The 26,990-nt window shown below is 61.1% G+C and carries 25 protein-coding genes; 11 read left to right on the plus strand and 14 right to left on the minus strand.

Annotated features, from left to right (window positions below):
• Positions 1-107 precede the first annotated feature (107 nt).
• Together KFE13_RS11745 and KFE13_RS11750 are read left to right on the plus strand one after the other, a co-directional pair.
• Complete coding sequence (locus KFE13_RS11745) at positions 108-569, plus strand: DUF1810 domain-containing protein (RefSeq protein ID WP_260703314.1); 462 nt, start codon at positions 108-110, stop codon at positions 567-569.
• A 27-nt stretch (positions 570-596) separates the two neighbouring features.
• On the plus strand, positions 597-1,358 hold the full coding sequence (locus KFE13_RS11750) for a polysaccharide deacetylase family protein (protein ID WP_260703315.1): 762 nt from the start codon (positions 597-599) through the stop codon (positions 1,356-1,358).
• Between the two features lie 6 nt (positions 1,359-1,364).
• Here the strand turns inward: KFE13_RS11750 and KFE13_RS11755 are convergent, their stop codons facing one another.
• A complete protein-coding gene (locus KFE13_RS11755) occupies positions 1,365-2,258 on the minus strand; it encodes a creatininase family protein (RefSeq protein ID WP_260703316.1) in 894 nt (297 codons plus the stop codon).
• 42 nt (positions 2,259-2,300) lie between these two features.
• A complete protein-coding gene (gene hemL, locus KFE13_RS11760; RefSeq protein ID WP_260703317.1) occupies positions 2,301-3,596 on the minus strand; it encodes a glutamate-1-semialdehyde 2,1-aminomutase in 1,296 nt (431 codons plus the stop codon).
• A 31-nt stretch (positions 3,597-3,627) separates the two neighbouring features.
• Here hemL and KFE13_RS11765 point away from each other — a divergent pair, with 31 nt between their 5' ends.
• From KFE13_RS11765 to purN, 3 genes are all read left to right on the plus strand, one after another.
• A complete protein-coding gene (locus KFE13_RS11765; RefSeq protein ID WP_260703318.1) occupies positions 3,628-4,056 on the plus strand; it encodes a thiol-disulfide oxidoreductase DCC family protein in 429 nt (142 codons plus the stop codon).
• Between the two features lie 120 nt (positions 4,057-4,176).
• Positions 4,177-5,280, plus strand: a complete 1,104-nt coding sequence (gene purM, locus KFE13_RS11770; RefSeq protein WP_260706945.1) for a phosphoribosylformylglycinamidine cyclo-ligase — start codon at positions 4,177-4,179, stop codon at positions 5,278-5,280.
• Positions 5,281-5,336: 56 nt separating this feature from the next.
• The gene (gene purN / locus KFE13_RS11775; RefSeq protein ID WP_260703319.1) at positions 5,337-5,951 is read left to right on the plus strand and encodes a phosphoribosylglycinamide formyltransferase; all 615 of its coding nucleotides are present in this window, start codon (positions 5,337-5,339) and stop codon (positions 5,949-5,951) included.
• A gap of 70 nt (positions 5,952-6,021) precedes the next feature.
• On the opposite strand, the gene KFE13_RS11780 is transcribed toward purN, so the two are convergent.
• The 3 genes from KFE13_RS11780 to KFE13_RS11790 form a co-directional block, all read right to left on the minus strand.
• Positions 6,022-7,224 carry a S1C family serine protease gene (locus KFE13_RS11780; RefSeq protein WP_260706946.1) on the minus strand — a complete coding sequence of 401 codons (1,203 nt, stop codon included), beginning with the start codon at positions 7,222-7,224 and terminating at the stop codon, positions 6,022-6,024.
• Between the two features lie 120 nt (positions 7,225-7,344).
• Positions 7,345-8,040 (minus strand): dephospho-CoA kinase, encoded by a 696-nt coding sequence (coaE, locus tag KFE13_RS11785; RefSeq protein WP_260703320.1) that lies wholly within the window; start codon positions 8,038-8,040, stop codon positions 7,345-7,347.
• A gap of 4 nt (positions 8,041-8,044) precedes the next feature.
• Positions 8,045-8,980 carry a bifunctional 5,10-methylenetetrahydrofolate dehydrogenase/5,10-methenyltetrahydrofolate cyclohydrolase gene (locus tag KFE13_RS11790; RefSeq protein ID WP_260703321.1) on the minus strand — a complete coding sequence of 312 codons (936 nt, stop codon included), beginning with the start codon at positions 8,978-8,980 and terminating at the stop codon, positions 8,045-8,047.
• 219 nt (positions 8,981-9,199) lie between these two features.
• Here KFE13_RS11790 and KFE13_RS11795 point away from each other — a divergent pair, with 219 nt between their 5' ends.
• The 3 genes from KFE13_RS11795 to KFE13_RS11805 are packed head-to-tail and all read left to right on the plus strand — an operon-like array spanning position 9,200 to position 13,204.
• On the plus strand, positions 9,200-9,448 hold the full coding sequence (locus tag KFE13_RS11795; RefSeq protein WP_260703322.1) for a hypothetical protein: 249 nt from the start codon (positions 9,200-9,202) through the stop codon (positions 9,446-9,448).
• Positions 9,449-9,499: 51 nt separating this feature from the next.
• On the plus strand, positions 9,500-12,361 hold the full coding sequence (gene ppc, locus KFE13_RS11800; protein ID WP_260703323.1) for a phosphoenolpyruvate carboxylase: 2,862 nt from the start codon (positions 9,500-9,502) through the stop codon (positions 12,359-12,361).
• Positions 12,362-12,421: 60 nt separating this feature from the next.
• Positions 12,422-13,204, plus strand: coding sequence for an energy transducer TonB (locus KFE13_RS11805; RefSeq protein ID WP_260703324.1), 783 nt, complete (start codon positions 12,422-12,424; stop codon positions 13,202-13,204).
• Here the strand turns inward: KFE13_RS11805 and KFE13_RS11810 are convergent.
• The 3 genes from KFE13_RS11810 to KFE13_RS11820 all read right to left on the minus strand — a co-directional run bounded on the left by KFE13_RS11810 (position 13,198) and on the right by KFE13_RS11820 (position 16,073).
• Complete coding sequence (locus tag KFE13_RS11810) at positions 13,198-13,854, minus strand: DUF2306 domain-containing protein (RefSeq protein ID WP_260703325.1); 657 nt, start codon at positions 13,852-13,854, stop codon at positions 13,198-13,200. The two genes, KFE13_RS11805 and KFE13_RS11810, sit on opposite strands and share 7 nt — an antisense overlap.
• Before the next feature lie 63 nt (positions 13,855-13,917).
• A complete protein-coding gene (locus KFE13_RS11815) occupies positions 13,918-14,661 on the minus strand; it encodes a hypothetical protein (RefSeq protein ID WP_260703326.1) in 744 nt (247 codons plus the stop codon).
• Between the two features lie 92 nt (positions 14,662-14,753).
• On the minus strand, positions 14,754-16,073 hold the full coding sequence (locus tag KFE13_RS11820) for an MFS transporter (RefSeq protein ID WP_260703327.1): 1,320 nt from the start codon (positions 16,071-16,073) through the stop codon (positions 14,754-14,756).
• A 58-nt stretch (positions 16,074-16,131) separates the two neighbouring features.
• Here KFE13_RS11820 and KFE13_RS11825 point away from each other — a divergent pair, with 58 nt between their 5' ends.
• Positions 16,132-17,619 carry a Cif family virulence factor gene (locus KFE13_RS11825; protein WP_260703328.1) on the plus strand — a complete coding sequence of 496 codons (1,488 nt, stop codon included), beginning with the start codon at positions 16,132-16,134 and terminating at the stop codon, positions 17,617-17,619.
• 84 nt (positions 17,620-17,703) lie between these two features.
• Here the strand turns inward: KFE13_RS11825 and KFE13_RS11830 are convergent, their stop codons facing one another.
• Both KFE13_RS11830 and fabD read right to left on the minus strand, forming a co-directional pair.
• Complete coding sequence (locus KFE13_RS11830) at positions 17,704-18,165, minus strand: peroxiredoxin (protein WP_260703329.1); 462 nt, start codon at positions 18,163-18,165, stop codon at positions 17,704-17,706.
• 44 nt (positions 18,166-18,209) lie between these two features.
• Positions 18,210-19,214, minus strand: coding sequence for an ACP S-malonyltransferase (gene fabD, locus KFE13_RS11835; protein ID WP_260703330.1), 1,005 nt, complete (start codon positions 19,212-19,214; stop codon positions 18,210-18,212).
• 197 nt (positions 19,215-19,411) lie between these two features.
• Between fabD and KFE13_RS11840 the strand changes: the two genes are divergently transcribed.
• Complete coding sequence (locus KFE13_RS11840) at positions 19,412-20,467, plus strand: NAD(P)-dependent alcohol dehydrogenase (RefSeq protein WP_260703331.1); 1,056 nt, start codon at positions 19,412-19,414, stop codon at positions 20,465-20,467.
• An 11-nt stretch (positions 20,468-20,478) separates the two neighbouring features.
• Positions 20,479-21,507: an AraC family transcriptional regulator gene (locus tag KFE13_RS11845; protein ID WP_260703332.1), complete on the plus strand. Its 1,029-nt coding sequence runs from the start codon at positions 20,479-20,481 to the stop codon at positions 21,505-21,507.
• 9 nt (positions 21,508-21,516) lie between these two features.
• Here the strand turns inward: KFE13_RS11845 and KFE13_RS11850 are convergent, their stop codons facing one another.
• The 4 genes from KFE13_RS11850 to KFE13_RS11865 all read right to left on the minus strand — a co-directional run bounded on the left by KFE13_RS11850 (position 21,517) and on the right by KFE13_RS11865 (position 26,959).
• On the minus strand, positions 21,517-22,560 hold the full coding sequence (locus KFE13_RS11850) for a serine hydrolase domain-containing protein (protein ID WP_260703333.1): 1,044 nt from the start codon (positions 22,558-22,560) through the stop codon (positions 21,517-21,519).
• 82 nt (positions 22,561-22,642) lie between these two features.
• Positions 22,643-25,636, minus strand: coding sequence for a ligand-binding sensor domain-containing diguanylate cyclase (locus KFE13_RS11855; RefSeq protein ID WP_260703334.1), 2,994 nt, complete (start codon positions 25,634-25,636; stop codon positions 22,643-22,645).
• Between the two features lie 193 nt (positions 25,637-25,829).
• Entirely contained in the window at positions 25,830-26,081 is a 252-nt protein-coding gene (locus KFE13_RS11860; RefSeq protein WP_260703335.1) for a hypothetical protein, read from the minus strand.
• Between the two features lie 224 nt (positions 26,082-26,305).
• The gene (locus KFE13_RS11865; protein ID WP_260703336.1) at positions 26,306-26,959 is read right to left on the minus strand and encodes a DUF4230 domain-containing protein; all 654 of its coding nucleotides are present in this window, start codon (positions 26,957-26,959) and stop codon (positions 26,306-26,308) included.
• Positions 26,960-26,990: the final 31 nt, after the last annotated feature.

The following is a 26,990-nucleotide window of genomic DNA, read 5'->3' on the forward strand; positions in this document are numbered from 1 at the left end:
CTTAGAAATTTTTATCTGCGATAAGAAGAAAGCGCGCTGTGCTTGTAGGGCAGGGTGGCAATCGTTACTCTGATGGCGGTTGCTCTCTTCTTCAAGGAAGCCTCACGATGAGTCCATCCCTCTCCACGCCGGAATTTTCGGGCGCTGACAAATACGATCTTGAGCGCTTCGTCGTAGCCCAGGAGGGCATTTACGAGCGCGCTTATACGGAATTGCAGAGCGGAAGCAAGCGCAGCCACTGGATGTGGTTCATCTTTCCGCAGATTCGCGGGCTTGGTTTGAGCGAGATGTCGGTGCGTTACGCCATCTCGTCGCTCGACGAGGCCAGGGCTTACCTGGAGCACCGTGTGCTGGGGGCGAGACTACGCAAGATCACGGAGACGGTCGCCGCGCTCAATGGCAGGACCGCGGAGCAGATCTTCGGCTATCCCGACGATATGAAGTTTCATTCCTGCATGACGTTGTTTGCCAGGGCGGCCAACGAAGAATCGATCTTTGAGATCGCGCTTGGGCGTTACTTCAACGGAGCGATGGACGCCGAGACGCTGAAGCGTCTTAGCTGCTTGTAGCAGCCTCCGGTGAGATGATGGTATGGGATGAATCTGCGGATCGATGCGTTTGGGTTAGCTGCGAGTCTTGCTCCTTCTGCGGAACTGTGGGGAGCTTCGGCGCTTGCTGCAGTGGCGGCCGGGGGAACTCTGGCGTGGGCCGCGCTTTCGCCGGGGTCACAGCTCTTCGGCCGTACGCTCATTGCTCCAGCACGTCCGCATGAGCTTGCGCTGACCTATGACGACGGGCCGAATCCGGCTGCGACGCCGCAGCTGCTTGAAGTGCTTGCGCGGCACGGAGTCAAGGCGACCTTCTTTCTGATTGGCGGGTTTGCGACGCAGTGTCCCGCGCTAGTACGCGAGATTGTGCAGGCCGGACACCTGATCGGCAATCACACCATGACGCATCCGTGGCTCGCGTGGCAGAGCGAGCGGAGGATTCGCGAGGAGCTGATGGGGGCAAGCGCCGCCATTGAAGATGTCATTGGCGAGAAGGTGAGCTGGTTCCGTGCTCCGCATGGGGCACGGCGGCCTGTCGTGCTGCAGGTTGCGCGCGAGATGGGCATGACGCCGGTGCAGTGGAATGCGATGGGCTACGACTGGCGCACGATCACCGGCGACGAGATCGCGAGTCATGTGCAGCGTGGCGTCGAGCGCAATCAACGCGGTGGACGCGGCAGCAACATCTTGCTGCACGATGGCGGACACCTTGGCCTGGGCGCATCGCGGCTGGAGTCTGTCAAAGCCACCGAGCTGCTGATTGAGCGCTACCGTGCTTCACGCTTCGTTACCGTGGATGCGTGGCTCTAGATCGCTTTACTGCGGCGTATCGAGCGGATGCGAAGTCTTTTCGAAGAACTCGTTCTGCAGCTTCAGGCTTACATCGTCGGCTTTGATGGCGGCAAGCACCTTCGCGACGGAGTCTACCCACCACTTCATCTGGAACTCTCCCAGTTCGCGTGATGCGGCGGAGCCGTCTCCGGCGTAGTGATCGGGGAAGCGCGCATACCACCAGATTGCGGTGTAGACACCGTCGGGCAGGTTCTGGTGATGCTGGTCTGCGCCGGACTCCGCATTGGCCCGCTCAGGATGCACCAGATCAGGCCGCACGATCATCAGTTTCGAAGTTTCGCTCTCGCCGGCGTGCTGGTCGTTCGTTGTCTTCTTCGCAGGGCCGCCTGTGGGAGGCACACGCTGGTCGAAGAGATAGACGACGTAATCGTGTGGCTTATCCAGCTGTGTCTGGATGAAATAGGGGAGCAGATGATTGTTGCCGCCGTGGCCGTTGATGATCAGGATCTTCTTGCAGCCGTTGCGCGCCATCTCGTCGGTGGTGGCCTGCATCAGCGCCAGCTGCAGCTCGCGGCTGTAGGAGACGGTGCCGGGTTCCTGCCGCGCCTCGGCGATCTGGCCGAAATAGTATTCGGGAAAGACGACGGTGTATTGCTGTTCCGCTGCATGCAGCGCGGTGTAGCGTGCGTTCAGCAGGTCGGAGCCGATGGGAAGATGCGGTCCATGTTTTTCAAGAATGCCGATGGGCAGAATGCACGTGCCCTGTGCCTGCTTGATGGCTGCGATGAAATCTGGGCCGGTCAGCTCCTCCCAATGTGCAGAGAGCTTCGTCTGCGACTGCGCCGAAGAGAAAGTTGTTGCAAGCGCCAGAAGCGCACCAGCGCCGTATGTGCATGTTCTGCGGAGTAGTCCGGTCATCGGCCGATCATCCTTTTTGCGTTTGTAGTGTTGCGCAAAATTTTAGCTGGTTTGCAACGATCTGAGCGCAGCGTCGAGGATCGCCTTTACTTCAGCGGGGCCATGCGCTGTGGAGACGAACGCCGCCTCAAACTGGCTGGGCGGCAGCCAGACCCCGGCTTCGAGCATGGCGCGGTGGAAGCGGCCGAAGGCTGCCGTATCTGATGTTGATGCCGATGCGAAGTTCGTCACCATATTGCTGGTGAAGAACCATGTGAACATCGAGCCCACCTGATTCGTCATCAGCGGTACGCCTGCTTCGCGTGCAATCGCAGCGACACCTGTCGCGATGGCTTCTGTCGTCTTCTGAAGCTGAGGATAGATCGCCTGTTCGTTCTCGATCAGGTGCTGGAGTGTGGCAATGCCCGCGGCCATCGCCAGCGGGTTGCCGCTCAGCGTCCCTGCCTGATAGACAGGGCCAAGCGGAGCGAGATAGTTCATGATCTCCGCGCGTCCGCCGAACGCAGCGCACGGCAGGCCGCCGCCAATGATCTTGCCCAGCGTCGTCAGGTCAGGCTTGATGTCATAGAGCCTCTGCGCACCGCCCAGCGAGAGCCGGAAGCCGGTCATTACCTCATCCAGAATCAGCAGCGCGCCGTGCCGGTGCGCGATATCGCGCAGGCCGTTCAGATAGCCGGGTAGTGGGGCGATGGCGCCCGCGTTGCCGACCACCGGCTCGACGATGATGCAGGCGATCTCTTTTGGGCGCGCCGCAAATGCTGCGCGTACGGCTTCCAAATCGTTGAATGGCAGCGCCAGCGTATGCATTGCCGTTTCTGCCGGAACACCCGCTGAGCCGGGAATGCCGAGTGTTGCTACGCCTGAGCCGGCTTTCACCAGCAGGGAGTCCGAGTGACCGTGATAGCAGCCCTCGAATTTGATGACGAAGTTGCGACCTGTAAATCCGCGCGCCAGCCGGATGGCGGTCATGCAGGCCTCGGTGCCTGAGTTCACGAAACGCAGCTTCTCGATGGAGGGGAAACACTCCTGCACCATGAGGGCGAGGTCTGCCTCGGCTGCGGTCGAAGCGCCAAAACTCGCGCTGCGGCCCGCTGCCTCACGAATCGCTTCCACTACTGGCGGAAATGCGTGGCCGAGAATCATCGGCCCCCACGAGCCGAACATGTCCACGTAACGGTTGCCGTCCTCGTCGTACAGATAGGCACCCTCGGCACGCGTTACGAACGGCGGATCGCCGCCTACAGAGCGAAAGGCGCGGACAGGCGAATCGACTCCGCCCGGCAAGAGGGATTCGGCGCGTTGCTGCAGCTGGCGGGAGCGATTGAGAGGTAGCGGCATCAGATTCAGTATAAGAGTTGCTGGTGACGCAATGACTCAGGCCGACCGCGCAAAGATCGCACAACATCCTATCCTGCTGTACGACGGCGTCTGCGCGCTGTGCAACGGATCGGTGCGGTTCGTGCTCAGGCACGATGCGCAGGGGTGGATTCTCTTCGCTCCGTTGGAGAGCGACATCGCGCGCGAACTTCTTGAGGGAGAACAGGTTCCTGAAGGCATGGCGCTCGTCACCTCTCCATTCAGAGCAACGCAACGCATCTACTGGCGCTCCGATGCGGCCCTTGAAGTGTTACGGCTGCTCGGCTGGAATGGTCTCGCCCGCCTGCTGCAGCTTGTACCGCGCCCGTTGCGAGAGGCGGTTTACGGTCTGGTGGCGCGGATGCGCTACAAGGTCTTCGGACGCTACGATGTCTGCCCTCTTCCCGCGCCGGCGCAGCGGGAGCGGTTTCTCGGCTTCTGAATGCTCCGCGTGCGCGGGAATAACGCTTGTTTATCCCGGTTTAACGCCCACAGGCGTCGTCCTGCTAGACTGAAAACTCCGCACCACTGAATACTTCGTCCTCTGGAGAACATCTTGCCGGTGAACTTGCCCACCTCTGATGCGGCCTCTGCCGAAACCAAGCTCAAGCCGAAGCAGACGAAAGCCGCTGCGAAGAAGTCTGTCAGCTACGTCGATGCCGGCGTCGACATCTCGGCCGCCGATAAGTCCAAGCATCGCATCAAGATGCTGGCTCGCAAGACCTTCAACAAGCATGTGCTTTCAGAGATCGGCGGTTTTGGCGGCCTCTTCTCGCTAGATCTCGAGAAGTTCCCAAACCCCGTGCTGGTCTCCTCGGCCGATGGCGTCGGCACCAAGCTGAAGGTCGCCTTCGACCTCGGCATCCATCACACCGTCGGGCAGGATCTCGTCAACCACTGCGTCAACGACATCGCGGTGCAGGGCGCGACGCCGTTGTTCTTCCTCGACTATCTTGCTACCGGTAAGCTCGAGAACTCCGTCGTCGAGACGGTCGTACAGGGCATCTCGGACGCGTGCCGCGCCAATGGCTGCGCGCTGATTGGCGGGGAAACCGCGCAGATGCCCGGCTTCTACGCCGAGGGCGAATACGACCTCGCCGGCACCATTATCGGCGCTGTAAGCCGCGACAAGATCATTACCGGTGACGGTATTCAGGTGGGCGACATCCTTCTGGGGATTCCGTCGAACGGGCTGCACACCAACGGCTACTCGCTGGCCCGCAAGCTGTTGTTCGAAGTGGCGAAGTACGGCCCCGACCAGTACGTCAACGAGCTGAAGGATAAGACCGGTGCATCGCTGATGCGCGTCCATCGCAGTTATCTTGCCATTATCAAGAAGCTGACCAACGGTGAGGTCGTCAGCGGCATGGCGCACATCACCGGCGGCGGTATTACGGAAAATCTGCCACGCATCATCCCCAAGGGCATGGGTGCGCAGGTCGATCTCGCCTCCTGGCAGGTTCCGCCGCTCTTCGAGCACCTGCAGAAGCTTGGCAACGTCGAGCGCGATGAGATGCTACGTACCTTCAACATGGGCATCGGCCTGATCGTCGTGATCCCGGCGGAAAAGGTGAAGAAGGCCAAGGCGATCCTCAACCGCGCCAACGAACGTTTCCACATCATCGGACGCATCGTGCGCGGCGAGCGCAAGGTCAGCTACAACTAGGTTCAAGGAGACTTTGCGGTATTGAAGTTTCGTTCAGGCCGCAAGTTCCGGTATCGATGAAAAAACTAGGTATCCTTCTCTCCGGCAGAGGCTCGAACTTCCTTGCCATCCACCGCGCTCTTGCCGACGGTCGCATCCCAGGCGCCGAGATCGCTGTGGTGCTTTCGAACAAACCCGATGCTCCGGGGCTTGAAGCGGCGCGTTCCCTCGGCCTCGTGGCGCAGGCCATCCCGCAGCAGGGCAAAGGGCCTGAGGCTCGTGCAGCGCACGATGCCAGCATGATCGCCGCGCTTACCGACTATGAGGTCGATCTCGTCTGCCTTGCCGGATACATGCGCATCATCACGCCAGCCTTCGTGGAGGCCTTCCCGAACCGTATTCTCAATGTGCATCCGTCGCTGCTGCCGGCGTTCCCGGGGCTCGATGCACAGCACCAGGCGTTCGATTACGGCGCAAAAGTTGCCGGTTGCACGGTGCACTTCGTCGACGAGGCCGTCGATCACGGCGTCATCATCCTGCAGAAGGCCGTCCCTGTCGTCGACACGGACACAGCCGAGACGCTCTCCGCACGCATTCTTGAGCAGGAGCACATCGCCTACCCTGAAGCGATTGCCCGCGTGCTCAGCGGCAACTACCGCATTGAGGGACGGCGGTATCTGCCTGTCGGCTGAATCGCCGTGCTCGCCATAAACCAAAGCCCCGGCCAATAAACCGGGGCTTTGATGTGAACATGCCTAAGAGCTAAGTCGTCTGGCCGCGTCCCTGCTGGTCGCGCGCATCGCCCAGCGTTACCTTGATGTCCATGCGCTTGCGGCCGCGGAAGACGGTGACCGTCACCACGTCGCCCGCGCGATGCGAGTTCATCACGGCGGACAGGTCCTGCGGGCTGGTAATGTCCTCGCCGTCCATGGCGATAATCAGGTCGCCTCCCAGCATCACCGGCGTATTGCCCTGATAGGCACGCTGTGTCCCGCCGCGCAGGCCAGCCTTGTCGGCAGCGCCACCCGGCAGCACACGCTCAATCAGAATGCCGTAGTCGGCGGGCAGTCCAATCTGCTCAGCGATGTCGGGCCCAATCGGCAGCGTCACGATATCGAGCGTCGGACGCCGTATGTAGCCGTACTTCGCGTAGTCGTCCAGAATCGCGCGTGCCGTGTTGATCGGGATGGCGAAGCCGATGCCCGAGCTCTGGTCTGCTCCATTTGAGGCGATCATCGTCGTAATGCCGATCACCTCGCCACGCGAGTTCAGTAGCGGACCGCCGGAGTTGCCCGGGTTGACCGCCGCGTCCGTCTGGATCGCATCCTCGATAGGCGCACCGTTCGGGCTGCGGATCGAGCGGATCGCCGAGATGATGCCGCGTGTCATCGTGCCGTTCAGGCCAAATGGATTGCCGATAGCGTACACGCGCTGGCCCACCATCAGGTTGCGCGAGTCCGACAGTGTCACCGGTACCAGATTCGGCGCGTCGATCTTGATCAGCGCCAGGTCGTGGTTCTTGTCCGTTGCCAGCACGCGGGCCTTGTACTTGTGCTTGTCCGACAGCATGACTTCGAGCCGCTGCGCGTTGCCGATCACGTGGTTGTTCGTCATGATCAGGCCATCCTTGGTCAGCACAAAGCCTGACCCCTGGCCCTGCTGCGGCACTGGCCCGTAGAAGAAATCGAAGGCGACCTCGGTCGAGGTGATGTTGACGACCGAAGGCAGGGCCTTCTTGTACACGCCGATGTTCTGCTGCTCTTCGGCGTCGAAGGCAGGCGCGGCCGAGGCCTGTGTCAACTGAAAGCTTGCTGCCGGGCCTTTGACGTCAACGCTCGTGCCATCGCTCGCAGCCTGAGAAGAATGCAGCCAGGGAAAGAGCTTTCCGGCCGACGACGAGTGCGTCGTGATGTAGTAAAAGCCAGACAGCAGAAGCAGAACGAGCAGAACGGGGCGCAGTTTCATAGAGTCGTTGTAACCCGTGAATCCTTCCATTACGGCCGTCATGGCCATTGCGGCCGCTGGGCATTCGGCCTGCCGTTCATTGTATCGAGACGCGGCCAGCGGAGCCAAAGCCGTACCGTTTCATGGAGTGTTTGCCGCGGCGTAGCGGAGTACCGGCCAAAGTTCGTCCACCTGCTCCTCTAGCTCGCCGATCTCGCCGTCGTTGAAGAGGATAAAGTCGCTCAGCTCCATCTTTTTGTCGTCGGGCATCTGCTGCGCCAGCCGCCGCCGGGCTTCAGCGGCAAGCTCTTCGCGGCGCTCGGCAGTCAGCGGCTCTCCGGCGGCCATGCGCTGCACGAAGCGCTCGATCTTGGTCTCGTCCGATGCCGTGACCAGCACGATGCAATCGAAGCGGGTCCGCCAAGGCGGAACGGTTTCGTTGGGTTTCGTCTCGCCGGGTTTCATTTCGCCATGCTTTGTCTCGAAGATCAAAGCCGATTCGACCACAACTACGGCGGTCGGGGACCGCTCGGCAATTTCCGCGATCATCGCGGCCTGCCTGGCAATCGTTTCGGGATGGACGATTGCGTTCAGTTCCTCGACGCGTCCTTCGGCAAATGCCAGCCGTGCCAGCTCTCCACGATTCAGGCTGCCATCGGCAAACATTACGCCGGGGCCAAAGTGTTCGATGATGGCGTTGTAAACCGCCTCGCCGGGCTGCATCAGCCCACGGGCGATCTCGTCGGCGTTCAGAATATAAGCCCCGCTCAACGCCAGCATGCGTGCAACCGTGGACTTTCCGCTGCCTAAGCCTCCTGTCAGTCCAACACGAAGCATAGGATTAGATGCTCTCTACGGCGATGCCGCGGCGCAGCCTGGCTGCTTTGACCGTGTTGTGCATGAGCATGGCGATGGTGAGCGCGCCGACGCCTCCCGGAACCGGCGTATACGCCCCCGAGATGGCAAACGCCGCTGGATGAATGTCGCCGACGATCACCGAGCCGCGCTTCGCGAACGTTGCAGCCCGTTCCGCATCTCCGGCGAAGTAACGATCGACATCCGCCGCATCCGTCAGGCGGTTGATGCCGACGTCGATCAGCGTTGCACCGGCCTTCACCATCTCCGGCGTCACGTACCCCGGGCGTCCGATAGCGGCGACCAGGATGTCGGCATTGCGCGTCACCGCAGGCAGATCGCGCGTCTTGCTGTGGCACACCGTTACCGTGGCCGATTCGTTCAACAGCAGCAGCGCGGCAGGCTTGCCCACGATGTCCGAGCGTCCGACGACCACCGCGTTCTGCCCGGCGATCGGCAGCTTGCTGCGCTTCAAGATCTCGATGATGCCCGCCGGCGTGCATGGCTGCAGCCCGGGCTGGCCACTTTGCAAACGGCCTGCATTTACCGGATGGAAGCCGTCGACGTCTTTGTCCGGTGAGATCGCTTCGAGCAGCCGCTTCGTGTCGACGTGCTTCGGCAGCGGAAGCTGGATCAGGATGCCGTCAATATCTTCGCGTGCATTCAGCTCGGCGACGATGGCCAGCATCTCGTCCGTGGTGATGGATTCAGGCGGTGTCAGCATCTCGCTGTAGATGCCCAGCTCGCCGCAGGTCTTGACCTTGCTGCGAACGTAGATCTGGGATGCGGGAACCTCGCCGACCAGAACAACGGCGAGTCCAGGGACGATGCCCTTTTTGCTCAGGCCGGCGACCTCGTGGGCGACCTCGGCCTTGATCTCGGAGGCGATGGCGACTCCGTCCAGTACATGGGGATTTTTCATAGCTGTATTCATGGTATCGCGATAGCTGCCACGACCAGGGAACACACGCACGACAACTCCCTGCAATGCGATGACAAAATAGGCGGAACTTTTGCGCAAGGTCTATGCGTACAGGAGTTTATTGAATCCAGCTCACAGGCCGCCCGAAACCGCAACTTATGGATCAAAGGCACATCTAATAGAAGTGAGACGGGCGCGAGAGCGCGGAGAGGAGATGCGATGACGACGATGGCACTCAATCGAGTAGAGAAGTTCTCTGAGGCGGACCTGGCAGGTCTGCGCCAGGAACTGCTGAATGCTCATCTCGATTCCTGGCAGGCTGGCGACGTCATCAGCAGCTATCTCTCGGCCCGCGGCTACGGTGTTTCAAGCCACGCGGCGCGCTCCACGGCTTCACGCATGGAGTCGGCGGGCTATTCCGTCAAGAGCATGCAGGAAGAGCTGGAGAAGCTCGCGCTCGTGATGTAAGCCTTTTGCCTGTTACGCAAACCCGCAAGTGACGATGCAATAATCAGAGAGATGCCGTCACTCTGGACTCCCACCAACTGGCCTCAGCGCCTTGCCGAACTGCTTGCCCCCACGGGCGAGCTGAAAGAAGCTCCACTGCGCCGCGATGTGCGCTCGCTAGGCATGCTGCTGGGCGAGGTGCTGCGCGAGCAGTCCGGCCCGGAGCTGTACGAGGCCGTCGAACAGCTTCGCCGTACCGCCATCGCGCGGCGCGAGGCCGACGCCTCGGGCGATGCAGCCGCTGCCGCTTCCAACATGCAGCAGGCGCTGCTCGCCGTGCACGGACACGCCGATGACCTTACGCGCGCCTATCGCCTGGGCCGTGCCTTCAGCTTCTACTTTGAGCTGATCAATCTTGCCGAAACCAACCATCGCAAGCGCCGCCGCCGTTCCGCGCAGCTGAACGACGCTCCGCCGCCGCGTGGCGACCTGCGCGGCACACTGCGCCGTTTGCGCGAGGCGGGATTCGACCGCCAGCAGGCGCTCGCGTTCCTTTCGCTCGTAGCCATCACGCCAGTCTTTACCGCGCACCCCACCGAGGTGGCGCGGCGCTCCGTGATGTTCAAGCGCCGTCGCATCTCCGACCTACTCGAACAGCTCGATCGCATCGCCGTGCCTGAGGCCGATCTGGAAGCGCTGGAGCGCGAGGTCGTCGCTGAGATTACCGCACTGTGGCAGACCGATGATGTTCGCAGTGCGCGTCCCACCGTGCGCGACGAGATCCGCATGGCGCTCGACTACTATGAGGCTTCGCTCTTCGACACGCTGCCTGTTCTGTACTCAGAAGTAGCCGCTGCGCTCGAAGCCGAATACGACGGCGAACGCGCCTCGATCGCTGAGCTGCCACAGGTTGTCCACTTTGGCTCCTGGATTGGCGGCGACCGCGACGGCAACCCCTTCGTCACCGCCGAAACGACCGAGGACGCACTGGCGATGGCGCATAGCCTGCTCATCGCCCACTATCGCCGCCGCCTGCAGAACGTCTTCGAGCAGCTTGGCAGCTCGACGCAGCAGGTTCCCGTGTCGAAAGAGCTGCAGGCACTGCTCGACCGCTACCTCACGCAGCTTCGCACCGCCGGGCAGACCATGCTCGAAGAGCGCTTCCACTTCGAATACCTGCGCCTGCTGATCGCCTGCATCATGATGCGCCTCGGCGCCACGCCGCAAAGCTCTGTACCTCTGCCGCCTAATCCTGCGCTTGCACCCTACACGCGTGCGGCCGATCTGCTCGCCGACCTCAGCATCCTCCGCTCCAGCCTGATGCAAAACCACGGCGAGCGGCTCGCCGAGATGTTGATCGACCCGCTGCTTCTCGAAGTGCGCACCTACGGCCTGCACCTGCAGACGCTCGACATCCGCCAGCATGCCCGCGTCCACGCTGCCGCCGTGATGGAGATTGCCGGTTGCACGGAGAAGAACGCCGATAACGCACTTCGTCTCCCAGCCGCACTCTCTGCACAGACGGCCGAGGTGCTCGACACCTTCCGCGCCATCGCGCATCTTAAGAAAACCTATCCGCCTGAAGCGATTCGGCAATACGTCATCAGCGGAGCCACCAGCGCCGAAGACGTGCTGAACGTGCTCTGGCTGGCGCGCCTGGGCGGTGTGAAGGTTGAAGCCGATGGTGAAGACCCGGGCCTGCAACCCGTACCGCTCTTCGAATCTATCGAAGACCTCGAAAATGCGCCGGACATCATGCGACGCCTGTGGTCGAGCGAGGCGTATCAGCCTCTACTCAAATCCTGGGGCCACCGGCAGGAGATCATGCTCGGCTACTCCGACTCCAACAAAGACGGCGGCATGATCACCAGCACCTGGCAGATTTGGAAGGCGCACCGCGAGTTGCATCGTGTCGCGGCCGAGTGTGGCGTAACACTCCGCCTCTTCCACGGACGCGGCGGAACCGTAGGCCGCGGCGGTGGTCCGACGCACCGCGCCATCTTCGCGCAGCCGGTCGACAGCTTCTCCGGCGAGCTTCGCCTCACCGAGCAGGGTGAGGTGCTCAACTGGAAGTACTCCGACGTCATCCTCGCCGAGCGCAACCTGGAACTGATGATCGCCGCCTCGCTCGACGCCCTCGCGCGCCCCGATGCCGTACTGCAGAAGGCTGCGGCCGAAGGCAAGAAGGATCATTGCGCGCCTCACCTCACCGGTGAGATCACGCCCACGTGGGAGGCAGCCATGGAGCGCATCTCCGCCACCTCCTACGACTTCTACCGCAAGCACATCATCGACAGCCCCGACACCTTCACCTACTTTGAGCAGGCCACGCCTGTTGCCGAGCTGGAGAACGCACGCATCGGCTCGCGTCCAACCAAGCGCACCGGCAAAAAGACGATGGCCGACCTGCGCGCCATCCCGTGGGTCTTCGGCTGGATGCAGTCGCGCCAATTGGTGCCGGCATGGTTCGGCGTCGGCCACGCGCTCGACGAGTTCGCGCGCGAAAACCCCGACGGCCTCCAACAACTGCAGCAAATGGCAAAGGATTTCCCGCTCTTCGTCGACATCATCCGCAACGTCGAGATGGCGCTGGCCAAATCCGACTTCGGCATCGCAAAGCTCTACGCCTCGCTGGTCGAGGACGAGGCCCTGCGCGAGCGTGTCTTCACCACGCTCAAGCAGGAGTTCGACCTCACGCAGAAGATGCTGCTCGCCGTCACCGGCCAGTCACGCCTGCTGCAAACCAATCCTGTCCTCGAGCGCTCGATCCGCCTGCGCAACCCGTATGTTGACCCCATGAGCCTGATCCAGGTCGAGCTGATCCGCCGCAAGCGCGCCGCCGCAGCTAAAGGTGAGACGGAGTCCGCTGAGCTGAACCGCGCCATCTCAGCAACCATCAACGGCATCAGCGCCGGGCTGCGGAATACAGGCTGATCACAAATTTGATTTCCTCCCGATATGCCATCGGTTAGTCTGCTGATCATGCGCCTTTGCTTGCTGCTATTTTTCTCTGCACTAGGTCTCTGCCTGCCTGCTCACGCACAAACAACGGAGGGTGAGCTGAAAGCACGGCTCCTGGGCAAACCGCTCTATCTGCGCGGGTTCTGGAGAGAAGACAAACTGCATTTTGACGCCAGTGGACAGTTGATGGGAAAGCCAAAACTGCTCTCGTTCACCCTATGCGGTGTCGACGTGAGTAAGGTTCAGCTCAAAAATAATCAGCTGATCCTTGAAGCTCGGCGCATAGGTCTGGAGTTCGTTAGTAATTCCAATTCTCCAAAACGTGTCGTTCTGCTAGTCAATGATAAGGACGAGGAGACGATGCGAATCGTTGTGGATCAACCGCAGGATGGAGATTTCGGTCATGCTCTGGATGCGATCTTTGTGGAGGATTTGACGAAGCTGGTTCCGCTGCTTCCCACCTATTGGCAGCGCTATGCTCACGAAAAACTTCTTCCCGATCCGGCTCCGGCTTCACCAGATTTACCAGCAAAGAAAGTTCATGGTGTTATGAAGGCTCCAGTAGTTGTCAAAGGCTCGGAGCCCGTGTTCAGTCCTGCAGCGCGGAATCTGCACTATACCGGCAAAGTGTTGATCAGTCTCCATGTGGATGAGAACGGCAAACCAAGTCATCTTGTCGTGGCCAAGCCTGCTGGGCTTGGTTTAGACGAACAAGCGCTGTACGCCGTACAGCAATATCTTTTCAAACCGGCTACCGAAGACGGTAAGCCTATCGTCGTAGAGCTGAATATCGAGATCAACTTTCAGCTCTACTGAAGAACTGTATTCGTCGGATGCCTCCGCAGATACCACTCCCCTGCAAGATATGTCACAGTAAAGCCAATCCAGAAGGCGACGCCGAAAAACTGCCGTGGCTCAAGATGCGTCAGCCGAGCCGTAGCAAAGAACACTCCCATCACCGGACGCGTCGTTGCAATGCCGAGCAGGACGGCGATTGCGCGCATCATCCATTCGCGGTAGCGCGGCTGGCGGCGCACGAAGAGCATAAACGCCCGCGCAAACGAGAACAGAAAGATGCCGTCGAAGACGATGATGGCCGAAAGCTCCGTCACGCCTCCAACCGGATGCGCCGACATCGGAATCGCAGTCAGCCCGACAATGAAGCCAAGCGCAAAGAGAACCTGCGTAATGCGCCGATGCATCTCTTCCTTCGCTCGAACGCGCGCCGAAAACCAGAACGGCAGCAAAATCACAAAGATTAGTGCCGGCACGATATGCGCCAGCGTCAGCGCCCGATGATCGGCAAAGGTACGATCCAGATCCGCATACTGCCCCGCACGCGATGAGGCGTTAATCAGCAGCAACGCAACAATCCGCCGCAACGCCGCCGCTGCCGCGATCACGCAGAGAAGGTAGAAGACTGTGCGCGTCCACCCGGACGGTCGAGTTTCATCAGCCGTGTTCATAGGGGAAGACCCCTCCTTGAGCAAGGATGACGCCTTACCGCCCGAAGCATCCGGTCGTCAGAATTAGAAGCCCTGGTCGGGACGGAAGGCCGTCACCTTGTTGTTGACGAATGTTACGGCGAAAGGCTTGCCTAAGTTCGCATAAACTACCAAACGATTGCCGTAATCGTTGCTCAGACTCTTCGAAACCTGTCCAAGCGCCATCTGCACCTGCCGTTCGTTCATCCCCAGAATCACCTGGTGCGAATCGACCGCCTTCCAGATCTCCGGCCCCCAGTGCTTGTACAACTCGTGCGGGTCGTCGTAGAAGAAGATCTCGTCCAGATAGAACGTGTACCCGCCATTCTCGTGATACCCCACCGGCACACCGTAGACCTTGTCGGGCGTCTGCGAATTCGGCAGCGAGAACAGCATGACCACCTGCCGATCTCCTGGCGGGATGCGGCTGGCAACGGCCTTCGGCTTCACCTGCTCCACAAACCCTTTGACATCCAGCTTTTCCGCGCCCAGCAGCGTGCCCGAAACCTTCGAGAAATCAACATGCTTGCCGCTTGCCGGATAGTAGTCCATCTGGCCGCCGGCCGAAACCCACAGCGGCTGGCCCACCAGCTCCTTCGTGTCTTCCATCTTGTCCTGGCGCTTGTGCTTCAGGTAGACCAGATCGTCGTCGGCGATCTTCTCGCGTGCCGGAGCGGCAACGGGCTTCTCGGGAGCATTGCGTTCGCGATAGATCATGCCGACGCGAACGCCGATAACCGCAAGAAATAGCAGCGTTCCGCCAAGTGCAGCCTTCTTTCCGTTTTCCAATGTCCCTCCGCAGGCTGTTTAGCCGTCGCTCCGACGCTAATTGATGGAGCATTGTCTCTTCAAGTCCGCACAACGCTACGCGCCGCCGATACTCAATCCACCGGCTCAGCCGTAGCCAGTTCGCGTTCGGCCTCCATCAGCGCCTCGGCGGTCAGTTTGTCAGCCCGGCGCAGCCTGGGGAAGAGCAACGCCGTAGACACAGTGACCACCAGCGAGCCGATGCCACCGACCACAACGGCAGGCACCGCTCCCCACCAGCTTGCTGTCACGCCGCTCTCGAATTCGCCAAACTCATTCGAAGCTCCCACAAACAGCCAGTTCACCGCAGAGACGCGTCCGCGCATCTCCGGCGGCGTAGCCAGCTGCAGCATCGACGAGCGCACCACCACCGAGACCATATCGCTCGCACCCACAACAAACAGTGCCGCCAGCGACAGCCATATGTTGCGCGACAAACCGAAGAGAATCGTCGCCGCGCCAAAGATTCCGACACACATCAGCATCGTCGCTCCGGCCCGTCTTCGGATCGGCCGTACCACCAGCAGCAGCGAGACGAACAGCGCCCCCACCGAGGGCATCGCGCGCAGCATTCCCAGCCCGCGCGGCCCGGCATGCAGAATCTCCGTAGCGAAGATCGGAAGCAGCGCCGTCGCACCGCCGAGCATCACCGCGAACAAATCCAATGAGATGGAGCCGAGCAGCAGCTTTGTGCGCCACACATACTCCAGCCCCGCGAGCATGGTGCGCAGGTTGAACGCCGTCGGCTTCCTTTCTATCGGAACTGCCCGAATCATGCCGATCAGCACCAGATAGCCGCACAGCATCAGCAGCGTAAAGACATAGACGACAGGCGCTCCCCGTAGCGCTCCCGTGAAGGGCAGCGTAAACAGGATGCCTCCAACCGCAGGCCCCGACATGTTGGCGATCTGATAAACCGTCGCTCCCCACGTCACGGCGTTGACGAAGTGATCCTTCGGCACAAGTGACGGAAGCAGCGCGCTTGTCGCCGGTCCGCTAAACGCGCGGCCAATGCCGATGCCAATCAGGACGGTATAAATCGGCCAGACGCGCCCTCCTGCCAGCGCCCACCGGCTGAGCGAAAGCCATAGCAGCCCTGCCGTGCAGATGGCCTGCAGCCCATAGCAGCACAGGATGATGCGTCGGCGGTCGTAGCGGTCGGCAGCATGGCCAGCGGCCAGCATGCAGAGAATGCCGGGGAGAAACAGTGCCAGTCCGGTCAACCCAAGCTTCATCGCAGAATGCGTGATCTGGTAGACCTGCCACGCGACCGCGACCGATTGCGCCTCCGCGCCGAGGATCACGATCAGCCGTGCCCCCTGGTACAGCCTGAAGTTACGCGAACGAAATGCGTCGGTCGCCCGCAGGGGCGTTCGACTCTCTCCTTCTGCCATACCTCTATGCTGTCATACTTTCTTTAAGGCGTACGATGCCGAGCGGGAGAGGCTGCTTTTGAGATTTCGTGCATACGAGAGAATTGCCGGTGAGGACGCCAAGCGAGTGCTGGCTGCGCTCGAAGCTGTTCTGCGTACCGAGGTCGCCGACGTCGAGCGTCGCAGCAACCGGATCACCGTGCTCGGACTTGGCCCGGGCCCAACGCGCCGCGTCAACCGCCGCGACATGACCGTCATCTACGTTATTGATGATGACGGCACCACCGTCATCGATGCTGACGTCAGCTACCAGGCCTCGGCCTTTCTGGGTAACGTCAGCCAGGACGAGGTGATGCGTGAGCGCCTTATGGAGATATTCGCGCAGATGCGCGAGCTGCTCGCGTCAACGCCACCCACGCCTCCACAGGAACGCCAACCTGTGTCTTCGCAAGAGGCGGTTGCGATGGATCAGCCTGTGGCTCCGCACGAACCTGCCATTGCAGATCGAGTTGCGGCCCATCCAGAAAGTATTGCGTCGGAGCAGCTCGCGTCTCCCCCGGAAAGTGTCACTCCAGGCGAAGGCGAAGTCGTAGCCGAGGAACCCCCGCATTTTGTTTCTGCCGCAGAGCCCGCTGAGAAACAGGAAACACGCATTGCCGACCCTACCGCAGCACCCTCTGTACCGGAGCCAGCGCCGCAGACGCTCGAAGCAGCGGCCGAAGCGGCCGGAGACCCCGTCTCTGCTGTCCCCGAGCCCGTCGTCATCGACGAAAACGCTCCGCCGGACTGGGTCGTGCCTGCAGCAAAGGAGTCGAAGATCAAGCCAGTGGAATGGAAGCTCGAGCCTGTACCCGAGCCGGTCGTGACAAGCATACCTGCGCCCGTGGAGGCTTCAGCCGCCGATATTCCGAAGGCCCACGCAAAGGACGAAGCCGTTGCTCCAATTAAGGAGGCTCCTCCGACAGACGCAGAGACGACTCCCGCGGAAGAGCCTATAGCGGTGGAGGAAGAAGACGACACGGAGACATCCGGAACACAGCGCTGGTGGATCGTGCTCGCTGTCCTCGCAGCGTGTCTTGCCGCGGCGCTGCCTTTTGGCATGCACTATCTCTCGTCACGAAACGGCGGCCAGCAGAACCAACAACAGGCCGACCAGAAGAGCGCTCCCAGTGCTGCATCCGAGCAGCAGGCAGCCGTCGCGAAGCCAGAGGACCTGCTCCGCCAGTGGGAGGAGTCGATGCGCACCACCGATGCGGATACGCAGGCCTCGTACTACACCGACCCGGCTGAGCACTACATGTGGCGAGCCAATGCCACCCGCGCTCAGATCGCTGCCGATAAAAAGGCTGAGATCGCCAAACGCCATGGTGAGTGGACCTTCGCCATCGAGCAGCTGCAGATCGACCAGCAGGGCGATGCCGCCACCGTCAACCTCGTCAAGCACTATACCGAAAAGCAGCCAGACCGCCCGCAGCGCCAGTGGTATGTGCCGGCGGAGCTCAAGCTGAAGTATCAGTACGGCATCTGGTGGATCACCTCGGAGCGCGACCTTTCGCAACCTAAGTAGGAAGTGTCATTCCGAGCGAGCCGAAGGCGAATCGAGGAAGGCCCCGCATTCTTGGCAGGATGCTTCGCAGGAAAACCTGCATCCCTACTTCTGCTTCTTCAGCAGAGCAAGTACCTCTTCGGCGTGGCCCTCGGGCTTAACGTTCTCAAAGATGTGGATCAGCCGCTGGTCCGGCCCGATGAGATACGTGGTCCGCTTTACGCCTTTCACCATCTTGCCGTACATATTCTTTGGCTTGATCAGATCGTAGCGGTCGATGAGCGTCATTTTGTCGTCGGCCAGCAGGTCGTAAGGCAGGTCGTACTTGTCCTTGAACTTCTTCTGCGCGGCAACGGTGTCGCGCGAGATGCCGAGTACCACGATGCCCGCCTTCTTGAACTTGGTAAACGCATCGCGAAAGCCGCAGGACTCAATCGTGCAACCCGGCGTGTCGGCGCGCGGATAGAAGAAGAGAACGACAGGCGACCCCTTATAGTCCGAAAGCGAAACGTCTTTGCCGTCCTGATTCTTGAGTGTGAAGTCTTCTACGAGATCGCCGGGATTCATTCATTCTTCCTTGTGAATATTTGTTGGTTGCTTTGTCAGGATCGCTAGGCATTCACTGGATGCGCCAGGGTCTCCAGGGCCTTTTCCATCGAAACCACGTCATCGATATGCATTGCCGGAATCGTCGAGTCCTTCCCGAGAATCTGCCGATTCAAGCCAGTCAGCACCTTGCCCGGACCGACTTCGAACAGATGTGTCGCTCCCTGCGCAACCAGCAGGTGGACGCATTCGACCCAGCGCACCGTGCCGGTCACCTGGCGTACGAGACAGTCGCGCACATCGGCTCCCTGTGTCACCAGACGGGCATCGGCGTTTGAAGCCACGGGAATCGTCGGGTCATGAAACGTGATCTGCGGAAGATCGGCGGCAAGCCGGTCCTGCGCTGGCTGCATGAGCGGGCAGTGGAACGGTGCGCTCACATGCAGCATCACCGTCTTCTTCGCTCCGGCCTCTTTACACATCGCGGCAGCATGTTCTACGGCTGCAAGCGCGCCGGAGATGGCCGTCTGCGCGGGAGAATTAAAGTTCGCCGGGGCGACAATGGCAAGCTTCGGGTCAAAGTTCTTCGCATCCGGGCCGGGCAAAGGGGTCATCTGATCCTCGACCTGCTCGCAGATCTGGCTGATGAGTACGGAGTCAAGCCCCAGGATCGCCGCCATGCCGCCTTCACCCGCAGGCACGGCCTCCTGCATGTAGCGGCCGCGGTTACGCACCGTGCGTACGGCGTCGGCAAAGGAGATGGTTCCGGCAGCGACGTGCGCCGACCACTCGCCGAGTGAGTGTCCGGCAGCAAGGGCAGGCGTCACGCCATGCTCGGCGAGCACACGCGCCATCGCGACGGAGACCGTAAGTATTGCCGGCTGTGTATGTTCCGTCAGTTTGAGCTGGTCTTCCGGGCCTTCAAAAATCAGTTTGGAGAGGGGGAAGCCGAGGGCGTCATCTGCTTCTTCAAAGACGCTGCGGGCTACGGGATGGGTGTCGTACAGATCGCGCCCCATACCTACAGTCTGCGAACCCTGACCTGGGAAAAGAAAGACAATCTTGTTCATTTTGCTGCTCCATTTTACTTATGTCGTCTTAATTGCTGCTCCATCCTAAATGGTTAGAGCGGTATTTGTTGCCCGGGGTTGGGTCGTTTTTGAGCCTGCATTGCAGGCCGGTTAAATCGGCATCGCTGGCGTGTTTTGCATACGGTTTGGCGTGTTTTGCCTATCACGCTGCGTCGGCTGGGAGCTAGAGTAGACCCATGCCTAATGCAAAAGCTTATTCCGCTGCCAGTGCGACATCGCCGCTTGCTTCCTCCACGATCGTGCGGCGCGATCTAACTCCTGACGATATTCAGATTGAGATTCTCTATTGCGGCATCTGTCACTCCGACCTGCACCAGGCACGGAACGAGTGGAAGGATGTCTTCGCAACGGTGTATCCCTGCGTTCCCGGGCATGAGATTGTAGGCCGCGTGGCGAAGGTTGGTTCGGCTGTGACGAAGTTCAAAGTGGGCGATCTTGCGGCTGTGGGCTGCATGGTCGACTCGGACGGGACCTGTCCGGATTGCAAAGAGGGGCTGGAGCAGTTCTGCCCAAACTTCACGCTGACCTACAACTCGCCGGACAAGCACCTGGGTGGCGTGACGTATGGGGGCTACTCGGAGAGCATCGTCGTGCGGGAGAAGTTTGCGCTGAAGGTTCCGGCGAATCTTGACCTCGCGGGTGTGGCTCCGCTGCTGTGCGCGGGTATTACGACTTACTCGCCGATGCGCCACTGGGGTGTCGGGCCGGGTAAGAAGGTCGGCATCGTCGGCCTGGGTGGTCTGGGTCACATGGGCGTGAAGTTTGCGCATGCGCTGGGAGCGCACACGGTGGTCTTTACAACTTCGCCAGGCAAGAAGGAGGACGCGCTGCGTCTTGGTGCGGATGAAGTGGTCATCTCGAAGAACCCTGAGGAGATGCAGAGGCACCTGTTCAGCTTCGACTTCATTCTGGATGCGGTCTCGGCCGAGCACGATGTCAACGCCTATCTGCAGCTGCTGAAGCGCGACGGTCACATGGTGCTGGTGGGCGCTCCGGAGAAGCCTTTGCAGGTCGCGGCGTTCAACCTGTTGTTCGGACGCAAGAGCCTTTCAGGCTCGCCCATTGGCGGGTTGAAGGAGACGCAGGAGATGCTGGACTTCTGCGGCGAGAAGGGCATCACGTCGGACATCGAGCTGATCCCGATCCAGAAGGTGAACGAGGCGTATGAGCGTCTGCTGAAGAGCGATGTGAAGTATCGCTTCGTGATCGACATGGCTTCGCTGAAGGGGTAAGAGACAAGGCGATGAGCAAGCACTTCAGAGTTCCGGCGCGGAAGTTGACGAAGCTGAAAGAGGCCGGGATTCGTGCGTCGGATGTGTTGCGGGATGCGGGGCTGCCGATTGGATTGTTAGAGCAGCCTCGCGTCCAGCTGACCACCAACGAGTTCTTCGCGTTCTGGAAGGCAGTGAAAGAGGCAAGCCCCGATCCGACGGTGGGGTTGAAGCTGGGCACCGAGAGGCGCGTGGAGCAGCACGATCCGATTGGGCTGACGGCGCTTTCGGCGGCGACGTTTGGTGAGGCGATGCGTTCGGCGGCGCGATATAAGCAGATCACCTGCCCGGAGGAGATTGTCAGCGAGATCAGCGGCGGTGAGTGGACGCTGCGGTTCAACTGGTTGCTGGCTGCAGAGGAAGAGCCTCCTGTCCTGATGGATGTGTGCTTCGCCTGGGTGCTTTCGCTGGCGCGGAACGGCACGGGCGAGGAGATTATTCCGCTCCGCGTGGAGTATATGCAGCAGCGCGAGCATGTGCGGCTGTTCGAGCGGCACTTTGGCTGCAAGGTGATGACGGGCTGCAGCCGGAACGCCATCGTTTTTCGTGCGGAAGATGCTGCGCGTCCGTTTATAACGCGCAATGCAGACCTGCTGGCGATTCTGGCGCCGCAGCTTGACGAAGACCTGCGGCGTCAGCGCGAAGACCTGAGCTTTCCTGACCAGATACGGGATGCGATCCACCGCAGGCTGACGGGGCGGCGGCCGAAGATGACGGATGTGGCGCGCGAGATGCGCCTGAGTGTGCGCACGCTGCAGCGCCGGTTGCAGGAGAGCAGCCTGAATTTTCAGCAGATGCTGGAAGAGGCGCGGCACGAGTCGGCGCGTCACTATTTGAAACGTTCACCGCTGGAGCTGAACGAGGTGGCGTACATGCTGGGGTATGAGGACTCGAGCTCGTTTGTGCGCGCGTTTCGTGGGTGGGAGGGGATACCGCCTGCGCAGTGGCGTGAGTCGGAGCGGGCGAAAGAGGTTGTGCCGGTTCTGGATCAGGCTGTGTGATCTGGCTCTTCAGGGCTGCGGCTCGCCCGGTTTGTTTTCCATGGCGATGGCGGCGAGTTTACTGGCGATCTCGGGAGCGGGTGCGCCTCCCAGATTGGAGAGCACGATGACGATGGTTTTACTGTCGGGATAGTAAGCCATCTGTGTACTGAAGCCGGAGATGGTGCCGTTGTGCGCGATGAGTTTATGTCCGCCTTCGGTTCCGGTTGCGAGCCCCAAAGCATAACCGTTTTTGAAGGGTTTGGTCATGGCCTGTACGGAAGCCGGCGAGAGAAAGGTCCCGAAGAAGAGCGCCTGCTCCCAGCGGAGAAGGTCTTCGGTGGTGGAGCAGATGGCTCCGGCTGCGTAGGACATGGTGAAGCTGGGAGATGGCGTCTGAAGGGGTCCCTGGGGGCTGAGAGCATAGCCGGTCGCAAACTGCGGCATGATGGCTGTATCGGAGCCGAAGCGGGAGTGTGCCATGCCGAGCGGCTGGAAGATGTTCTGCTGGACGAACTCGCCATAGCTTTGGCCGGTGATGCGTTCGATGAGATAGCCGAGCAGGGCGTATCCGGAGTTGGTGTAGAACCACTTTTCGCCTGGCACGAAGTCGAGCGGGCGGTTCCAGAAGCGCGCGACGAGCTGCATGGGCGTGATGGGAAACGGATTGAGCATCTGCTGGTCTGCAAAGGTGGAGTAGTTGGGAATGCCGCTGGTGTGGGTGAGGAGATGGTAGATGGTGATCTTGTCCCAGGCTGGCGGCGCGTCCGGAAGGTACTTGCGGATGGGGTCGTGAATGTCGAGCTTGCCGCGCTCCTGAAGCAGGAGGATGGATGCGGCAGTGAACTGTTTGCTGAGAGAAGCGAGGCGATAGACCGTCGTGGGCGAGTCGGGAACCTGCCATTCGAGGCTCGCGTAGCCGTAGCCCTTGTTCAACAGAACGTGGTTATCGCGAGCTACGAGAACGGAGCCCATGAAATTACCGGACGCGACGTAGGTGGCGACGGTCTCGTCCATGCGGACGGCTGTGGAGTCTTGAGCCAGGCAGGAACCGGCGAGGAGAAGCAAGGCCAAGGCGTGAAGGATCATGGAGGGGACGATATACGAATAAAATCGTAGATGTCAACGAAGAATTTCGTAGATGGAGTGAGGGGAGCTATGCCTTGTACTGATCCTGGGGTTCTTCACAGGGCTCGTTGTAGAAGACGATGCAGTCGCGGCCCTGCGCTTTGGCCTGGTAGAGGGCTTCGTCGGCGCGGCGGATGAGGTCTTCGATGGTGGCGATGGTGGGTTCGAGCCAGGCGACGCCGAAGCTGGAGGTTACCTGAATCGAGCGGCCTTCGCAGGTGAAGGGTTTGCCGGCGATGGCCTGCTGCAACTGGTTCAGGCGGGTGTGCGGATCTTCGTAGGGCAGGCCGGGCAGGACAAGAAGGAATTCTTCACCACCGTAGCGGCCGAGGTAGTCGGAGGGACGGATGTTTTCTTCCATGCGCTCGGCGGCGTCGCGGAGGATGGCATCGCCGGTGAGGTGGCCGTAGGTGTCGTTGATCTGCTTGAAGTGGTCGACGTCGGCGAGCACGATGGCGAGCGATGCGCCGGAGCGGTGAGCGCTGTCCATCTCGCGGATGAGGATGTCGATGATGGCGGGACGGTTCCAGAGGCCGGTGAGGGCGTCGCGCGTGGCCTGCTGGCGAAGAGCTTCGCGGGCGGTGAGCAGCTCGGCTTTTTCGGCTTCGAGCTCGCGGGTGCGTTGGGCGACGAGCTGGCGGAGGATGCGCTGACGCTGAATGAGTCTGCGCTCGCGCAGGTGCCAGACGAGGATGGAAGCGATAAACGTGAGTACAGCGAGCACGAAGTAGAAGGGCGGGGTCCGCCACCAGGGCGGGCTGACGGTGAAGCTGAAGGAGGTAATGGCGGATCGTAGCTGACGGTCGAGGTCGACGGCCTGGAGCTCGAAGCGATAGTCGCCGGGAGGAAGCGCGGCGTAGTGCAGCGCGTGCAGGGTGGTCTCGTTCCAGGAGGATTCGAGGCCGGTGAGGCGATAGCGGAAGCGAAGCGCTCCGTTGCGGTGGAAGTTGAGCGAGGTAAAGCGGAGATCGAGCGGAGCGTCGTGCCAGCGCGCGAGCGTGTTGGAGGTGAGTGCAAGCTGGGAGCCACCGAGGCTGGCGGAGGTGATGCGCAGATCGAGCGGCGAGGTGTCGAAGATCTGTTCGGGGTGCAGGATGTGCATGGCGCCGCCGTTGGCGCCGATCCAGACGGAGCCGTCGCGGTCGGCGAAGAAGGCGCCTTCGTTGGTGTCGTTGGAGACGAGGCCGTCGCGCTGGGTGAGGAGTCTCCACTGTTTGCCGTCGAAGACGTTGATGCCGAGGTCGGTGCCGATCCAGAGCCAGCCACGCTGGTCGAAACGCACGATCTGCACATCACCGGAGACGATGTCGGGCGCGGTGACGGAGTCGAGCGTTTTGGCGTTGTTGCCTTCGATGCGCAGGTGCAGCAGAGCCGGGATGCCTCCGCCGATCCAGAGCGTGCTGTCGGGTGCGATGGCGAGGTTGCGCATCTGGCCACGTGTGGCGGTGTGGTCGAGCGCGATTTCGGTGTAGCGGTTGTCGGTGTGCGACAGGCGGTAGAGATGCTGGTCGGAGAGGAACCAGAGGTCGTGGTTGGGGCTCTCAGCAATGTCGGCGAAGCCATCGCTGGAGACGAGCGGGTCGCTGATCTTTTCGATTGCGGGGGCATTGGGGGTACGGATGACGTAGAGGCCATCGTTGCCGGCGATCCAGATGCGTCCAGCGGAGTCGGTGAAGGTGCGGAGGAGGCCGGAGACTTTGCCACGGAAGGTGACGCGGTCGATGGAGGGATCGTAGCGCTGCACTTCGCCGGTGATGAGGAAGGCCCAGAGCGCGCCGTCGGTGGATTGCTGCATGCCGCTGCCGTGCAGCACGGGCGTGCGCTCGAAGACGGGCGGCGTGACGAGACGGTGCGTGGCGTCGTCGAGGCGCGAGGCCTGGAGCTGGTCGTCGACCCAGAGGCGTCCCTGATGATCGCGGAAGATGAGCCAGGCGATGTCGTCATGCAGGCCCTGCGCGGTGGTCCAGTTTTCGACCTGGTCGTAGCCGAGCCAGCGGAAGACGCCGTGCCCGCGCGTAGAGAACCAGGGGCTGCCGTGGCGGTCGAAGAGGATGGTGCTGACGTCTTTGAAGGCGAGTCCGTTGTCGTGATCGAGGATGCGCCAGGCGGAGCCCTCCCAGCGGGCGATGCCGTTACCGGCCTGCGTGAGGATGCGGCCTGCGGGGTCTTCGGCGAAGGTGAGAATGCCGGAGCGGTGGTAAGCGGCGAGGTCGCCGGGGAGATCGCGCAGGTGGAAGGTATTGCTGTGTGCAGGGAGGATGGCGGTGTGGTCGAGACTGCGCGCCCAGAGGTTGCCGTGTGAATCGGCGAAGAAGCGCAGCCAGAGCCCGGCGGCTATGCCTTGCGGCTCGGCGAAGATTTCGACATGAGCGTGTGCGGGGTTGGCGGCGTCGCTGAGGTGGCAGATGGCGTCTCCGCAGCCAAGCCAGAGGCTGCGATCGGGAGCGACGAAGACGTTGTGCAGATGCGCGAGGTCGGGATGGGCGGCGAGCTGTGCCGTGTCGACGAAGGCACGCGAGGTCCAGTGCGTGCCTGAGTGTTCGATCAGGCGGAGCGAGCCGCGGGCGAGGAACAAGAGATGGTCTGCGTCGAGCGATGCGATGCGTTGTCCGGGGCCGAGTTGTGCGGGCTGGTCGCTGAAGGGGACGTCGATGAGGCGCGAGTTTTCGACATAGTAGAAATGGTCGTTGGTGTTGACCCAGATGCGGCCAGCAGGGTCTTTGTACAGGCCGAGGACGAGCGGCTCGCCGAGGCCGTCTTCGGGGCCGAAGCGTTGGAAGCCGGAGCCGTCGTAGCGGAAGAGGCCGTTTTCCGTGGCGAGCCAGAGCAGGCCGGAGTTGTCTTCGACGACGCTGAAGACGTCGAGATTGCGCAGGCCCTCGTCCTGCCCGTAGTGCGCGAAGGTGAACTGTTGTGCGGCGGTGAAGCGGGTTAGGAAGAGAAACGCGGCGAGGCAGGCGGCGAAGAGCGGTGTCCGGCGAGAGAATGCGTGTCTGTACCTGCTGGTCGGCGTACTGCTCAACGGGATCACCTGGGCCGTAGTTCGGAACCGCAATGATTCAGGACGGCTGCCGAAGAAGTCTGTCTGTTCTCAGGATGGTCTGAGGTGAAAGATCGCCGCAGGAGGACACGGCCAAGGCATTTCCAAAAAACACAATTCGGCTATGACACACAGCTATCGGTCTTGTACCGCGACGCTGCCGGTCGTGCGCGGCTTAAATCCCAAGGCCAAAATCAACGTCCTGTTGTTTGTCATCTCCGGAGTGCGAGTAGAAGTCGTACGGTGTGCGGCGATTGAACTTGTAACGCTGACGCAGCTCGCGGCCAAGGAACAGTCCAAGCGCAACTGCGCCCAGACCGGCCGAGATCCAGCCTACGGTCTTGATCAGCGTCGACTCTTCTTCGTGCTCCGGGAAGGGAAGGACGTTTGAAACGGGTGTTGCAGAATCTGTAGCAGCGGACTTCATGCTAAGGATGATAGCGCAGTACAGGCCCGACTGGCAGATAGCACCATCGGGGTATCTAAGGTGACTCCCATGTAAATGAGGTCCGGAATGGGAATTGATTGGTTCTTCAGAGGCATTCTGCATGGGCATCTGACTGGATGGACACCCCGGCACCCGGCTGCGCGACTTCGTCGCTTTGCTCGGAATGACGCATTGAGCGGTTTTCGATACGTATCTATTGGGACTTAGAGGACGTCTACCTTCTGGAAGCCCAGTCCGTAGAGGAGGGTGGCAATGGAGGCACGGGCGTTGCGGGTGGCGGCGTCGAGGATGCCGTCGGAGAGCGCGTTTTTTTGCAGCTGTTGCTCGGCCTTGGCGCGGGTTTCGGATTCCAGGTTCTGGTCGACGGGGACGAGGATGCCGGTGGAGCGGGCGTAGACGCGTGTGTGCTGGTTGTCGAGCGTGGTGGAGAAGAGCTCAGAGGGCGGCAGGTTGACGTGGATGGTGCGGACACCGTTGTTATCGGTGGTGATCTTGACGTCTTCGGGCTTGAGCTTGGCGAGGTCGATGCCGGCGATGGATTGGCCGTGGACGACGAGCAGGATGCGGTCGCCAGCGAGGAGATCGGGGAGCACGGCGCTGGACCTGGAGCCTTCGACGATGGTGTCGAGCGAGTAGACGACGGTTTCGAGCCGGCTGAGCCGCTGGATGCGCTGGACGACGGCGGGAACCGAGGTATCGAACGTGGTGGTACGGCCAATGATGCGGTCGGCGACGCGCTCCATGAAGCCGTTGGTGGCATGGCGGAGAAAGACGGCCATTGCGGCGGCGCCGAGGACAAGGGCGAGCAGGAAGACGAAGAAGCCTCCGGAGCGGCGTTCGTTATATTGCGTCGTCATAGCTGATTGGAATGGTACTTGAGGAGGCGCC

The organism is Edaphobacter flagellatus (assembly GCF_025264665.1).
GTDB classification, from domain to species: Bacteria; Acidobacteriota; Terriglobia; order Terriglobales; family Acidobacteriaceae; genus Edaphobacter; species Edaphobacter flagellatus.